Genomic DNA, 14,302 nt, shown 5'->3' on the forward strand with positions numbered 1-14,302 from the left:
CCCCTCGGCAGCCTCGGCGGTCACCGGAGCCTGCTCGACATGAGCACGCTGACCAGGTGCAGCACGGTCTGCAGGAGGGCGATGGCGGCCAGCGCGGTGACCGCGATCCGGCTGTAGAGCAGGCCGCCGTCGTCGGCCACCAGGTCGAGCACGCCGGCCAGGAGCAGGAGGATCGACGCCTCGACGGCACCGACCAGGCGGTGGAACTTGAGCGAGGCGACGATCTTGCGCGCGCTCGCCGCGCCCGAGGAGCGCGGCACGGCGGCGGCGTCCTGCACGGGCGGCAGGCCGCTCTTCGCGCGGGCGCCGTCGACCAGGTCGGTCTCGGACTTGATCAGGATCGCGCCGAGGGCGGCGACCACGCCGAGCGTGGCATAGCCGTTGAAGCCGCCGCCGTCCAGGACGCCCGCCGCGTGCAGGCCGGCGCCGGAGAGCAGCGCGGCCTCGGACAGGTAGTGGCCGACCCGGTCGAGGTAGACCCCGGTGACCGAGGTCTGCCGGCGCCAGCGGGCCACCTCGCCGTCGACGCAGTCGAGCAGCAGGTAGAGCTGCACCAGGATCAGCGCGGCGAGCGGTCCGGCGATCCCGGGCAGGATCAGCGCGGCGCCGGCGGCGATGCCCGCGAGGATCATCAGGTACGTGAGCCCGTTGGGCGTCACCCGGGTCCCGACGATGCGTCGGGTGACCTGGAGGGAGATCTGACGCATGTAGATGCGCCCGGCCCAGTGTTCGCCACTGCGCCGGTCGAGCAGACCCTCGGGGTGTACGACCGAGCGAAGCTCAGCCGCCGTAGGTGTGGACATATTCGGTCACCGAATCCCGGATGGCGTCGTGGTCGAGGTCGAGATGTTCGAGGATGGTGAAACGTCCCGGGCGGGTCTGCGGCGCGTGGGTCACCACCGCTGTGAACTCGTCGATGGTCAGGCCGAGATGCTCCGGCACGACCGGCAGCTTGTGCCGGGCGAGGGTGCTCGTCAAGAGCCTGGTCAGCGCCTCGTCGCCGCGCAGGTGGGTGGCGAACGCGGCGCCCAGGCCGACCTGTTCGCCGTGCAGCCCGTCGTGGCCGTCGCGCTCGCCGTAGAGCAGGTCGATGGCGTGCGAGATCTCGTGGCAGGCCCCGCTGCACGGGCGGGTGGTACCGGCCACCGACATCGCTATGCCGGAGAGCACCAGGCCCTCGGTCAGCGCGACGAGGAAGTCGTCGTCCTCGATGCCGCCCGGGCGGTGCAGCATCGAGTCGCCGGAGGTGCGGGCCAGCGCGACCGCGAGGCCGTCCAGCGGCTCGCCGGTCACCCGGTGGGACAACTCCCAGTCGGCCACCGCGCACAGGTTCGACAACGACTCGCCGATCCCGGAGCGCACGAAGCGCTGCGGCGCGGCCCGGACCAGGTCCAGGTCGACCACCAGCGCGATCGGCGTGGGCACGCCGTAGGAGCCGCGGCCCGCGTCGTTGTCGAGGATGCTCACCGGCGAGGCGATGCCGTCGTGGGCGAGGTTGGTGGCGACCGCGACCATGGGCAGGCCCACGCGCGCGGCGGCGTACTTGGTGGCGTCCAGGACCCGGCCGCCGCCGAGGCCGACCACCGCGTCGTAGGCCCCTCCGCGCATGCGGTCGGCCAGGTCGACCGCCGCGGTCAGCGTGCCGCCGCCCACCGAATACCACTCGGCGCCCGGCAGTTGCGGGGCGAACCGCTCGCGCAGCCCGGCGCCGGAGCCCTCGCTGACCACGACCGCTATCCGGCCCGAGGTGGAGACCCGACGGTCGGCCAGGATGCCGGCCAGGTCGGTGACCGCGCCCGCGCGGATGTCGACGGTGAGCGGTGTGGGGACCAGTCGGGTCAGTACCGGCACGCGATCTCCCGGGCGACCGTCAGGTCCTCGGTGGTGTCGATCTCGGTCCACGGCACCCGGGTGTCGGGCGCGCCGATCGGCTGCACGTCGACCCGGCCGCCGCGGTTCACCAGTTCCTGGTAGCCGTCCTCGTAGTACAGCTGCGGGTCGCGTTCGAAGGTGGCCCGGAGCGCGTCGACCAGCGCGGGCGCGGCGTGGCCCTCGATCAGCGTGACGCCGATGTACTCGCCGGCCGCCTCGGCCGGGTCCATCAGCTTGGTGATCCGGCGCATCCGGCCGTCGTCGCCGAGGGTGACCTTCATTTCCTCGTCGGCGAGCGGCTTGGCGGTGTCCAGGGCCAGGATGATGCCCTTGTCGCCGCCGCGCGCGGCCAGCATGGTCTCCTGCACCGAGAGCGGGTGCAGCGTGTCGCCGTTGGCGAGCAGCACGCCGTCGGCGAGGTGGTCGCGGGCGCACCACAGGGAGTAGGCGTTGTTCCACTCCTCGGCCTTGTCGTTGTCGACCAGGTGCAGCTTCAGTCCGTAGCGGCGCTCCAGCAGGCCCTGCCGGTCGCGGATCGCGTCGCCGCAGTAGCCGATCACGATCGCGGCCTCGGTCAGGCCGACCGCGGCGTAGTGGGAGAGGGTGACCTCCAGGATCGACCGCTCGCTGTCCGGCGCACCGGGCGCGCCCACCGGCACCAGGGCCTTGGGCAGCGTGTCGGTATGCGGGCGCAGCCGGCGGCCGGCGCCGGCGGCGAGAACGAGGCCGATCATGAAAGGTCTCCAGTTCGATCGGGGGCCGCCGCGACGACGGCCTCCAGGGGGCGGTACGACGGGGCGGAGGCCGAGGGGGCGGGGCCCACCGGGGTGGCGTCGTCGATGTCCGGGCGCGCGCCGCGCACCCAGAAGGCGACACTCTCGGCGAGCACGATCGCCGCCAGTACGCCGGCCGTGACGATCAGACCGGTGCGCAGGGTGTTCGAGCCCGCCGCGGCCAGCACGGTCACCAGGAGCACACGTCCCTCGTGACCGAGCACCGCCCACACCAGCGCCCGGGGCGGTGCCCCGTAGCCGCCGCGCAGGCGATACACCGTGTCGTAGTGATGGTAGGCGGTGGCCGCGACCAAACCGAATGCCGCGGCCACCGCGGTGGGCACCACCTGCGCGGCCAGGATGGTAATCGCGGCGTATTCGGCGGCCCGGAAGATCGGCGGCACCACCCAGTCGAGCCGGCGCACCAGCGGGCGGCCGATCGCGGCCCCGGCACACAGCGCGTAGACGCCCGCGCCGGCCAGGCCCCACCACTCGCCCGCGCCGCCCGCGAGCAGCACCGCGAGCAGGGCGGCGGTGCCGAGGAGCGCGGCCGCGGGGGCGGGCACGCGCGGCCGCAGCCGGGCGACGAGTTCGGCGATCGGGCCGCTGTCGGCGAGCGCGGCCAGGTGCTCGCCGACCTGCGGGGCGGCCGGCGTACGGCGCGGCAGCGAGCGCAGGACCCGGCCGAGCGAGGTGTAGCAGGCGGCGAGCACGCAGCCGGTGATCAGCACGACGAAGGTGATCCGCGGCGTGGTGGTCGCGGTGAGCAGGGCGATCAGGGCCCAGCGCTCGCCGATCGGCAGGATGATCATCCGCCGGGCCCACACGGTCCAGCCGACCGTGTTCAACTTGCCCGACAGTTTGGCGCCGGCGCCGCCGTCCGCGCCATCGTCGTCCCCGCCGCCGCCGATGCCGCGCCGAGTCTCGTTGAACGCGAAGTCGACGATGTGCCGGGTGGTCATCACCACCATCGCGACCAGTGCGAGGGTCCACACGTCGTCGTCGTGCCGGGCGGCGCCGAGCGCCAGGCCCGCGTAGACGGCGTACTCCTTGGCCCGGTCGAAGGTGGCGTCCAGCCACGAGCCGATCCGCGAGTAACTCACCGCGTAGCGGGCGAGTTGGCCGTCCGTGCAGTCGAGCACGAAGGAGAAGTACAGGCCCAGGGCCGCGCCGATGTAGCCGGCACGGGTGCCGGTGGCCGCGCCCGCCGCCGCGGCGAGCGCGACGAGCAGCGAGGCGACGGTGACCTGATTGGGCGTCAGGCCCCGGCGCGCACACCAGCGGGCCAGGTAGCGCGACCAGGTGCTGACCGCGAACGTGGTGAAGAAACCGTCCCGGGCCTTGACCGCCGAGGCGAGCCGGATGCGCTCGTCGTCCACCGCGGCCACCGCGGCCACCGCCCGGGCACGCGCGTCCTCGTCGCGCGGCACCTCGGCGAGCAGTTCGCCCAGCGGGACCTCGCGCAGCGAGACACCCGCCGCGACCAGCCGCTCGGCGATCAGGTCGGGCACGCAGGCGTCGGCGGCGGGCCGGTCGAGGCCGGCCGCGATCCGGGCCGCCTCGGCCCTGGCCTCGCCCTCGACGGCGAGTACGCCGGGTACGTGTGCGGCCGGGAAGCGGGTGTCGGCGATCACCAGGCGCAGCGCGTGCCGGTGGCCGACGAAACGCGCGTCGACGAGGGTGATCCGGTCCTCCCCCGCGGCCAGCGCGGCCCGCAGCGCGTCCGGGGCCGCCACCTCGATCTCCGGCACACCGCGATCGAGCGCCGACAACTCGGCGAGCAGCGGGGCCGGATCGGCACTGGTGTAGGCGTCCGCCGGCCGGGGAAGCGGAGACGCGGAGGATGCCGTGGACGCCGTGAGGACCAGTGCCGTGGACAGGCGCCATCACTCCTTTTGCGGTGGTGCCGCGGGCACCGCCGATGAACGTGCGGTCGGGCACGGACCTGGAAGACAACCGAACGAGCGTGCAGGGAGGGTGCTGGAGACAACGAGACAGGCTAGCCGATCCCCCGAAGCCGCCCGAACGGCTCGTTCGCAACCGTCCGGCGTCGTCGAACGTCCCACGTTTTACCAGATCAACGGGCGGTCGCCGGGATCGATACGGTCGACGGCCCCACCCGTTCGGGTATTCGTGGGGTTCTCACCACGTTCGTTAGGATCGGCCGAGTCGGTCCGGGCGACCGCCCATCGGCCGACCGTCACAACTTCTCGTGTTGCACCCGCCCGGAGGTGACCGCTTGTCCGCGACCGATGTGCCCGATATCAGCGTCGTGGTGATCGTCTACAACGACGCCGAACGCTTGGCGCACGCCGTCGCATCGGTCCTCGACCAGACCCTCGCCAACCTCGAGGTCGTCATCGTCGACGACCACAGCACCGACGACAGCTTCGCGACGGCCGAGCGGATCGCGGCCGAGCATCCGGGCAAGGTGCGTGCCATCCGCCTGCCGGAGAACAGCGGCGGATGCAGCCGGCCGCGCAACGTCGGCATCGACGCCGCCCGCGGCACCTACGTGATGTTCCTCGACAGCGACGACACCCTGGACCGTCACGCCTGCAAGAACATGCTGGTGGCCGCCGACGAGACGGGCGCCGATCTGGTCTCCGGGCTGTGCGTGCGGGTGCATCTGGACAAGGGGCGGAAGGTCACCGAGTGGTACCCGAACCTGTACCGCGAGCGTGCGGTGCTGTCCTCGGTGGCCGAGAAGCCGGAGTTGCTGCACGACACGCTGTCGACGAACAAGTGCTACCGGCGGGACTTCCTCAACCGGGCCGAGCTGCGCTTTCCCGAGGGCTACCACTACGAGGACCTGCTCTTCTCCGCGCGGGCCTATCTCGCCGCGTCGAAGCTGACCCTGATCCCGAGCACGATCTACCACTGGAACGTGGTGGAGAACACCAAGAAGCTGTCGATCTCCAACCGGCGCAACGAGATCCGGAACTTCGTCGACCGGGTGCGGATCCACCAGCTCATCGACGACGAGTTGCGTGCGCGCGGCGAGGTGGAACTCAAGCTCCTCAAGGACCGCAAGTTCATCCAGCACGACCTGGTGCTCTACCTGTGGGGACTGCCCTTCCAGACCGAGGAGGAGCGCGACGGGTTCATCGCCGTGGCCCGCCCGTACCTGGAGACGCTGGACCCCCGGGCCTTCCGGGAGGCCAACCAGATCCCGGCGATCGCCGCCTACCTCGTGCTGCGCGACGATCGGGCCAACCTGATCCCGGCGATCGACTTCGTGCTCAACCGGAACAAGATCACCTCGCCGCTGCACGTCGAGGGCGACCGCGTCTACTGGTGTGCCGGGCACCTCGACGACGAACTGGGCCGGCAGGTCCTGGACGTCACCGACACGATGCCGTGGACCAAGCCGCTGTCGTCGCTGTGGCTGGGCAACGAACTCACCTCGGTCAGTTCCGCGGGCGGCATGGTGCGGATGACCGGCGTGATCGTCAATCCGGTCGGACGGATCGGCCCCGAGGCGAAGTTGTCCGCGCACTTCGAGTTCCTGCCCCGGCGCAAGAAGCTCGCGCCGCTGGCGGTGCGGCGCCCGGTGCGCTCGATCCGGCACACCCCCGACGGGATCGTGTGGGAGGCGGAGGTCGACCTCGCCGACACCATCCATCCGATCGGACTGATCGACCCGGTCTGGGACGTCCGGCTGATCATGTCGGTCGACGGCGAGAAGGTGACCACCCGCGTCTTCGGCACCTCGATCCCCGAGCACGTGCAGCCGCTGCCCGCCCGTCCTCGGCTGAGCCGACTCGCCGGGGACCAGTTCTCCCTGCACATCACCTCCAAGGGTCACCTGGCCTTCGAACTGATCGCCGAGGGACCGACCGCCCGGCGCGGCGGCGAGTTGTTGACGAAGGCGGTGGAGAGCCGCGCGGGGGTCAAGGCGCGCGGCATCCTGCGCACCCAGCTGCGCCAGACCGGCGCGCGCAAGCGCACGCTGTTGCGGATGGGCCGCGAGGCGCTGGCGCAGTTGCCGGTGCGCAAGGGCACGGCGGTGTTCGAGAGCCATCTGGGCAAGCAGTACAGCGACAGCCCGCGCCACATCTACGAGGAACTGCGCCGCGCGGGCGCGCCGATCAAGGCGACTTGGGCGTACGCGGAGAGCAAGGCCGGGTTCCCCGCCGACGCGACGCTGGTCAAGCGGGGCTCGTGGGCGTACTACAAGGCACTCGCGCAGGCCGAGTTCTGGGTCGACAACCAGGGCTTTCCCGGCGACGCGGTGAAGAACCGCGGCACCACCTACATCCAGACCTGGCACGGTTCGGCGCTCAAGCGCATGGGCTTCGACATGCCCTCGGTGAAGCACTCGGGCGAGGCCGCGCAGCGGCACCTTCAACAAATGGTCGATCGTTTCGACCACTTCGTGGTGCGCTCGGAGCACGACGTGCGCACGTTGGTCCGGGGCTACCGGCTGAACTGCGAGATCCTGCGGGTCGGCTATCCGCGCAACGACGCGCTGATCGACGGCGAGGCGAGCCGCGAGCGGGTCGCGGCGCTGCGCGAGCGGTTGGGCCTGGCCGGCGACGAGCGTCGGGTGGTGCTGTACGCGCCCACGTTCCGGCAGGAGGAGGACGGTTCGATCACGCCCTTCTCGCTGCCGTTCGACCCGGCCCGGTTCGTCGAGGAGTTCGGCGACCGCTACGTGCTGCTCGTGCGGACGCACTACCTGAACTCGGTGGTGCTGCCGCCGTCGCTGGCCGACGACGTCAAGGACGCTTCGAAAGTCCCGGACGTGACCGAACTGCTCCAGCTGACCGACGTGTTGATCACGGACTACTCGTCCCTGATGTTCGACTACGCGCTGCTGGACCGGCCGATGGTGTTCTTCACCTACGACTACGACGCGTACACCCGCCAATCCCGCGGCGCGTACTTCGATCTCGCCGAGACGGCTCCCGGACCGCTCGCCCACGACGAGGACGAGTTCTTCGGACATCTGCGCGAACTCGACGCCACCGCACCGGAGTACGCGGAACGCCGGCGGAACTTCGTGGAGTCCTACGGCGAGTACGACCACGGCACGGCCGCGAAGACCATCGTCGAGCGTTTCTTTCTTGGCAAGGAATCACAGTGAGCGACGTCGAGACCACCCGACCCCACCCGTCGCGGGACGTCTTCATCGTCTGCAACAACATCGAGGAACTCGGCGGGTTGCAGCGTTGGGCGCACCACACCGCCGCGATGCTGACCGAGGCCGGGCACACGGTGACGCTGATCGGCGTGGTGCACCCGGAGCAGATCCACGACTACGGCCGCGATCTGCCCTATCGCACGCTGTGCCTGCACGAGGAGCATCCGCCGTCCGCGTGGAGCGCGCGCACGGTGCGCGATCGGCTGAACGTGGGGGCACAGCGCCGTGAGGCGCTGCGCAAGGCGTCGGTGCAGCAGGCCGCGGACCGGCTGACCGTGCTGTTCCGCCGGGCCCGGCCGGGCGGCATCGTGATCGTGCCGCAGGTGTGGGCGATGGAGTGGGTCGCGCTCAGCGACACCGCCGGGCTGCGGGTGATCGGGATGAGCCACGAGTCGTTCGAGGCGTCGGCCGCCTCTTCGCGGTACCGGCGGGTCAAGAAGTACTTCGCCGGGGTGGACCGGTTGCTCCTGCTCACCATCGAGGACGCCGACGCGTGGAGCCGGGACGGGCTCAACAACACCGACTTCATGCCCAATCCGCTGCCGATACAGCCGCGGGAGTTCACCACCCGATCGAACAGGGTCGTGGTGAGCCTCGGCCGGTTCTCCTTCGAGAAGGGCTACGACCTGCTCTTGGAGGCATGGGCCCTGGTCGCCCCGAGGCATCCGGACTGGACGCTGCGACTGTACGGCGCCGGCCCGGAGGACGCTCGGCTGCGGGCCCAGGCGTGGACCCTGGGTGTGCACGACAGCGTGGAGTTCCCCGGACGCACCTCGGACATCGAAGGGGCGCTGGCCGACACCTCGGTGTTCGCGCTGTCCTCTCGGGCGGAGGGTTTCCCGATCTCGCTGCTGGAGGCGATGGCGATGGGTGTGCCCTGCGTCGGCTTCGACTGCGCGCCGGGGGTGCGGGAGATCATCGCCGACGACGGCAACGGCCTGCTGATCCCGCGCGGGAACACCGAGGAATTCGCGCGCGGGCTCGACCGGTTGATGAGCGACCAGGCGCTCCGGGATCGGCTGGGCAAGCAGGGCCTCGAGGACGTCCGGCGGTTCTCCCCCGAGGCGATCCTGGAGCGCTGGGAACAGCTCTTCGTCTACGTCTACCGCTGAGCCGGGGCTATCGTGCCGGGCGCGAGCCCGCCCGCCGGCGCCGGAGTCGGGCGTCGAGCACCTCGCGTACCCCGTTGACGCCTCCGGCGAAGCGGATCGCCAGCGAACCGCTCGCGGTGGCGTGGAACTGGGCGAGCGCGAGCCCGTGTCGCAGGTCCGGCCGGACCCGGCGGCCGAGCCCCACGCCGGCGGCGACCTTGGTCTCCAGGTGGGTGCCGTCGCGCAGATGGACCAGGGCCCAGACGTCCCAGACGGTGAACGGCTCGCCCGTGGACAGCAGCGTGTTGTCGAGCGCGATGGCCGCGCTCCACGAGCCGCCGTCGGGATCGACGGCCTCCTCGTGGAGCACGCCGGTGCCGACACCGGCGACCCGGACGGCTTCCCCGTGTCGATCGCGCAACTCCAGCTCGATCCGGTGCGGACGACCGGGGCGCAACCGTTCGTACAGGTCGCGCACGGTCACGTCGAGCACGCTGCGGCGGCCGGCGCGCACCGTGGCCCGTACCTCGACGGGCAGTTCGGCGACCGGGATGTCGGCGAAACCGCTCAGGTCCACCGGGGGGTGCGGTCGTCCCACACGGGTACACCGTCGCGCTCGCGCAGCGGACCGGTGAGCCGGGGCGGGTCGGCCGCGAGCCGGGACAGTCGCAACAGGTCGACGGGCTCCTGCCGACCGCACACCACCGCCGCCGCCCAACGCGCGGCGGGACGGGCGAGGGTGAGCGCGCCGGGGTCGAACCCGGTCAGGTGCGCGCGGGTCGAGGACCACCATTCGGCACGGTACTCCTCGTCGCGCGCGTGCAGGTCGCGCAGGTAGAGCAGCAGATCGTGATCGACGAACTTGGTCTCGGCGGCGAGCCGCAACTCCGGGACGGGCCGCAGGATCTCCAGCACCTGCCGGTGCGCGTCCAGCCGGTCGAGCCAGTTGCGCACCCGATCCCGACGCAGCGAAATCGACGGGTCGCCCGCCGCGCGACGCACATGCCAGGTGTAGACCTCGTCGGTGACCACGGCGAAGCGCGGCGCGGCCGCGTACACCCGGGCGGTGAAGACGAAGTCCTCGTAGTGCGCCGCGCCGTCGGGGAAGCGGATGTCGTGGTCGATCAGGAACGCGCGGCGGTACGCCTTGTTGACCGACAGCGTGTCCCACACCGTCTCCGGCCGGCCCACCAGGCCGTCGAACACGCCGGGGCGGGCGAACAGGCCCGGCTGCCACGGCACATTTCGCACGCGCGGCAATTCGCGCCGCACGCACAACCCGGCCACCACGTCGGCCTCCTCCCGGACGCCTGCGGTCACCAACGCCCGCACCGCCCCCGGCGGCAGGACGTCGTCGCTGTCCAGGAACACGATCCAGTCGGCCCGCGAAGCGTCGATGCCGTCGTTGCGCGGGGTGCCGCAGCCGCCGCTGTTGACGGACCGTCGGATCACCCGGACCCGGGAATCCTCGGCGGCGAGGCGATCGGCGACGGCCGCGGAGGCATCCGCGGAAGCGTCGTCGACGATCGTCACCTCGGTGACCAGCGGGCCCTGGGCCAGCGCCGAGCGCACCGCGTCGGACAACAGGGCCGCGTCGTCGTAGACGATCACCACGACGCCGACCCGGGCCTGCTCGGCCATGGCGCTACTCCCTGTCGGGGTTGTTCGTCGGGTTGGTCACGGGGACCTGGACGGGGGCCGGGGACTTGGCCTTGGACTTGCACCCGTTCGCCGGGAACGGGATCACCGGCACCGGCGCGGGCTCCTTGCCGGGCGCGGGGGCGGCCACGGGCTCGAAGCGGTACCCGCACCGGGTCGGGTTGCTGAACAGTACGTCCAGGCCCAGCTCGGGCCGGTCCCGGCGGATGCGCTGCACGGTGTCGAGAGTGGCCGGGTCGTTGGTCATCACCCGGATCGGGGTGCCCGGGAACTGCCGGGTGATCCGGTCCTTGAGCGCCGCCGGGCTCTCCTGGGTGCCCAGCGGTGGCTTGACCGGCCAGGCGACGCCGAGGTTGCGCTGCATCACGTCGACCCACAGGGTGCCGTAGTAGTTGGCTTCCCAGTCGTTGCGCATCTGCAGGATGGTGGCCTTGCCCTCGGGATCGGGCTGGGCCTGGACGGCGGCGAGCACGGCCCGGGCGAGCTTGGGCTGGTCCATGCCCTTGAGGAAGTAGCTGACCCCCCAGCTGTAGTCCTTGCCGGGCTTGCGCCACACGTAGCGGTCGGGGTTGGCGTTGTAGGCGATGGTCACCGTGACCGCCAACGCGAGCGGCACGGCGGTCCACGCGTTGGCGAACGCCGGCCTCGGACGCCGCCCCGGCCGGAAGTGGCCCGGTTGGTAGTGCGGCACCACCAGCCAGGTGGCGCCGAGGCAGACCAGCGCGACCACGAACAGTTGGTGCAGCAGCTTCTCGTAGTAGTACGAGGTCTCACCGATCACCGCGGTCTGGTACAGGAACATCAGCGCCGCTATCCCGACCGCCGCGAGCATCCACAGGATGACCCGGCGGCGCACCGGGTGTCGCCACGCGTACTTGGACGCCAGGCCGAGCGCGACCACGAAGACCAGCAGCATGAGCAGGTGCCGGTTGGTCGGGCTGATCCCGCCCGCGGCGTTGACCGCCTCCGACTTGCTCGCGTACTTCCAGTTGACCACCGGCACTATGAGCGCGCCCACGCCGGTGATCAGGGCGACTCCCGCGGTCAGGAGCCGGCGTTCGAGCAACTGCTTGCGATAGCCGATCAGCCAGACCAGCAGCATGGCCCCGGCCAGCGGCAGGAACAGGTAGTAGGTGAACGACAGCGCGATGGTCAACGAGGCGAGCACGCACAGTTGTTCGCGCAGCCTGGACAGGGGTCGGGCGACCACCGCGACGAGGATGGCGAGCAGGGCGAGTCCGGCGAACTCGCTGGGGAAGCCGCGCAGGAACATCGCCATGCCGTCGCCGAAGTACAGGTAGGCGGCGGCGGCCGAGGCGAGCACGAGGTAGCGCCACGGGGACAGCGCGGTGCCGGCGACCCAGCGCATCGACCACATGACCGCGAAGATTATCAGGACGAAGGTGGCCGCGTAGAAGTAGACGAAGTGGTTCATCGCCTCCTGACCGGAGCCCGCCCCGGTGCCCGCCCGCCAGAAGTTGTCGAACAGACCCATCGCGAAGTGACTGCCCTGCGGGTACGCGGTGAGGTCGTCGGTCAGGCCGGCCTTGAGGTCCGGGCGGTGCATGAAGGTGTATCCGCCGGCGGTGCGGATGCCGTCGTAGAGCGCGAAGTGCCGGCCCAGGTCCTCGGCGACCGCGATCAGCGAGATCCTGCCGACCAGACCGCGGCCCAGGTAGGGCCACAGGGTCAGGAAGCCGATCACCCCGGTCAGCCCGACGGTGAACAGGTCGGACAGGGTGCCCACGCGCGGCAGCTCGGGACGGCGCCGCAACAGCGCGGCGACCAGCACCAGGACGCTGAAGCCGAGTCCGGAGACGGGCACCGGGTGCAGCCCCCACGGCCAGGCCGAGAAGAGCAGGCCGGCCATACACATCGCACCCGCGGTCAGCGCGAACGCGAGCACCAGGCGGTCGAGGATGGTGCGCCCGGCCCGCAGCAGCGAGGCGACCAGCGCGAGGAAGACGAACGGCAGGACGATGGTGGCGCTCACGGCATACGCCGCGAGCGGGATCAGCCAGGACAGGGCCAACGCGATGAGCACAGCCATCGCCCGGCGCCCGGCGCCCCGCGTGGGCGCCCCACTCGGCTCGGCCGGTTCGGGCGCCTGCACGCTCGTCCTCGCGCTCTCTGAGACGGTCACGGATCCTCATTCGGGCTTGCGGAACATGTCGACTGGCTCGGCACAGCGTATCCACTGGTCTACGCCGAGCCGGATTCACACCGGGATGAAATCCCATTTCTGTGCCGGGCTCTTGTCGCTCGGCGCCTGCGTCACGTCGCCGCCCGGTTGCCGCGGGGCGGTCAATGCCATACCGGAATGCGCGAAAAGCAGTTCGAATCCACCGGCGACGTCACCATGCGCGCGCAGCGCCTGAGCGCCGTCGAGACTGCGCTCCACAAGCCTCGGCACATGTTCCGGGTGTTTATCGGATTCCGGCATCCCGACGATCAGCGAGCTGCCCTTCGGCATGATTCCCCAGCCGTATCGGATACCGAGCAGCTTGAAGACGCCACCCGCGGCCGACGGCGCGGGCGAAACGCTCAGCGGCGCATTCGCCTCGTTCCGCACGACAAGTTCGAGGCGGTTGGCGCGATTGACGATGCGATAGCTGGATCCGACATACGGGCGACCCGCGACCTTTTCGATGCGATCGGGTGCCGGCAGCGGCACGAGGAGGTCTCCCCGCCATGCGCCGTCCACCTCGTAGGTCTTTCGCAGCCACGGTCCGTACACCTTGCTGCGCTTGGCGTCGGGATCGTATTCGGTATATGTCTTGAAAGCCTTCGCTTTCGCTCGGGCGCGCTCCGGGGAGAGGTTCGGCGGCGATTGCTCGATGGTGTAGTCGCGAAAGTAGTGGACCGGCGACGGCGGGACGTCCTGCTCCAGCGCGTACATCACCATCCGCGCGACGGCCACGTGATCCTGATGGAACCCACCCGCCGGGTCGGGCGATCCGCCGAGATCCGCAAAGGGGTCCAGCGTGTTGACCCGGTCCGGTTTGATCTCGTCGCGCACCCCGCGCAGGAACGCCACCAGGGCGTCCCGATTGAACTCCTGGACCGGAAAGGTCTCGCCGGGACGCGTCTTGATCTGCATGTTCTCGGAATACAAACCCCACATGCGCTTCGCGCCGAGCGGCGTCTTCATGTAGCCGTCGGGTATCCGGGTCTCCAGGATCGAGACCCGATCGCCCAGCGTCCACAGGGTGGCCTGGACGCCGCCCTTCTCATAGGGCTGCGCTTTCCACTGGCCCAGCTTCATCCCCAGCGTGTCCGCGTAGACCCGCCGGAGGCCGACTTCGCGATCCTGCATGAATTTCGGATAATTCGAATAATCCGACGCCATGAAGTACACGGTGCGGACCGTGGCACCCGCGCGCAGGTTCTCGAGCAGTTCGGGGCTCAAAAAGAGCAGGTCGTCGTCGTGATGCGCGACGACATTCAGCACACGCTCGGCCGACGGCGGAACCTGTGCGGGCTTCGGCTGTGTCGGCGAGTCGTCGTCGTCAAGCAATGCGACGGCCCCACCGATGCCGACGACGGCAACCAGGCCGCACCCCGACGCCAGGACCGCTCTCCGCGAAACCGACGGCCGGGAATCAGAGTTTGTTCCCATTTGAGAAAATTGCCGACCCTTCTCACTATGCCTTGCCCGGGCGTCGGTGAGTGTCCGTCGCACACACGCAGACCGATCATGCATACCATGGCCGGCCGAAAGGCCCGATTCACGCGACGGTGATGCGGCCCCCGGATGCCCG

10 protein-coding genes are annotated in these 14,302 nt (G+C 70.6%); 2 read left to right on the plus strand and 8 right to left on the minus strand.

Going from position 1 to position 14,302, the window contains the following annotated elements:
• Nucleotides 1-20: 20 nt before the first annotated feature.
• Genes B4N89_RS13025 through B4N89_RS13040 form a run of 4 tightly spaced genes read right to left on the minus strand, consistent with a single transcriptional unit; the run spans nt 21 to nt 4,396 of the window.
• Nucleotides 21-803 carry a CDP-alcohol phosphatidyltransferase family protein gene (locus B4N89_RS13025; RefSeq protein ID WP_078976013.1) on the minus strand — a complete coding sequence of 261 codons (783 nt, stop codon included), beginning with the start codon at nt 801-803 and terminating at the stop codon, nt 21-23.
• Nucleotides 781-1,851 (minus strand): iron-containing alcohol dehydrogenase family protein, encoded by a 1,071-nt coding sequence (locus B4N89_RS13030; protein ID WP_078976014.1) that lies wholly within the window; start codon nt 1,849-1,851, stop codon nt 781-783. The genes B4N89_RS13025 and B4N89_RS13030 overlap by 23 nt, the downstream gene beginning before the upstream one ends.
• Nucleotides 1,839-2,606 (minus strand): sugar phosphate nucleotidyltransferase, encoded by a 768-nt coding sequence (locus tag B4N89_RS13035; RefSeq protein WP_078976015.1) that lies wholly within the window; start codon nt 2,604-2,606, stop codon nt 1,839-1,841. The genes B4N89_RS13030 and B4N89_RS13035 overlap by 13 nt, the downstream gene beginning before the upstream one ends.
• A complete protein-coding gene (locus B4N89_RS13040) occupies nt 2,603-4,396 on the minus strand; it encodes a DUF5941 domain-containing protein (protein WP_414646364.1) in 1,794 nt (597 codons plus the stop codon). The genes B4N89_RS13035 and B4N89_RS13040 overlap by 4 nt, the downstream gene beginning before the upstream one ends.
• Nucleotides 4,397-4,884: 488 nt before the next feature.
• On the opposite strand from B4N89_RS13040, the gene B4N89_RS13045 reads away from it, so the two are divergent.
• Both B4N89_RS13045 and B4N89_RS13050 read left to right on the plus strand, forming a co-directional pair.
• The gene (locus tag B4N89_RS13045; RefSeq protein ID WP_235618598.1) at nt 4,885-7,734 is read left to right on the plus strand and encodes a bifunctional glycosyltransferase/CDP-glycerol:glycerophosphate glycerophosphotransferase; all 2,850 of its coding nucleotides are present in this window, start codon (nt 4,885-4,887) and stop codon (nt 7,732-7,734) included.
• Entirely contained in the window at nt 7,731-8,903 is a 1,173-nt protein-coding gene (locus B4N89_RS13050) for a glycosyltransferase family 4 protein (protein ID WP_235618599.1), read from the plus strand. The genes B4N89_RS13045 and B4N89_RS13050 overlap by 4 nt, the downstream gene beginning before the upstream one ends.
• A gap of 7 nt (nt 8,904-8,910) precedes the next feature.
• Here the strand turns inward: B4N89_RS13050 and B4N89_RS52990 are convergent, their stop codons facing one another.
• From B4N89_RS52990 to B4N89_RS13065, 4 genes are all read right to left on the minus strand, one after another.
• A complete protein-coding gene (locus B4N89_RS52990; protein ID WP_321170686.1) occupies nt 8,911-9,480 on the minus strand; it encodes a hypothetical protein in 570 nt (189 codons plus the stop codon).
• On the minus strand, nt 9,450-10,523 hold the full coding sequence (locus B4N89_RS13055) for a glycosyltransferase family 2 protein (RefSeq protein WP_321170687.1): 1,074 nt from the start codon (nt 10,521-10,523) through the stop codon (nt 9,450-9,452). The genes B4N89_RS52990 and B4N89_RS13055 overlap by 31 nt, the downstream gene beginning before the upstream one ends.
• Nucleotides 10,524-10,527: 4 nt before the next feature.
• A complete protein-coding gene (locus tag B4N89_RS13060) occupies nt 10,528-12,591 on the minus strand; it encodes a hypothetical protein (protein WP_143657941.1) in 2,064 nt (687 codons plus the stop codon).
• 168 nt (nt 12,592-12,759) lie between these two features.
• Nucleotides 12,760-14,058, minus strand: coding sequence for a PIG-L family deacetylase (locus B4N89_RS13065; protein ID WP_161500710.1), 1,299 nt, complete (start codon nt 14,056-14,058; stop codon nt 12,760-12,762).
• Between the last annotated feature and the right edge of the window lie 244 nt (nt 14,059-14,302).

The sequence above is a fragment of the Embleya scabrispora genome (assembly GCF_002024165.1).
GTDB classification, from domain to species: Bacteria; Actinomycetota; Actinomycetes; order Streptomycetales; family Streptomycetaceae; genus Embleya; species Embleya scabrispora_A.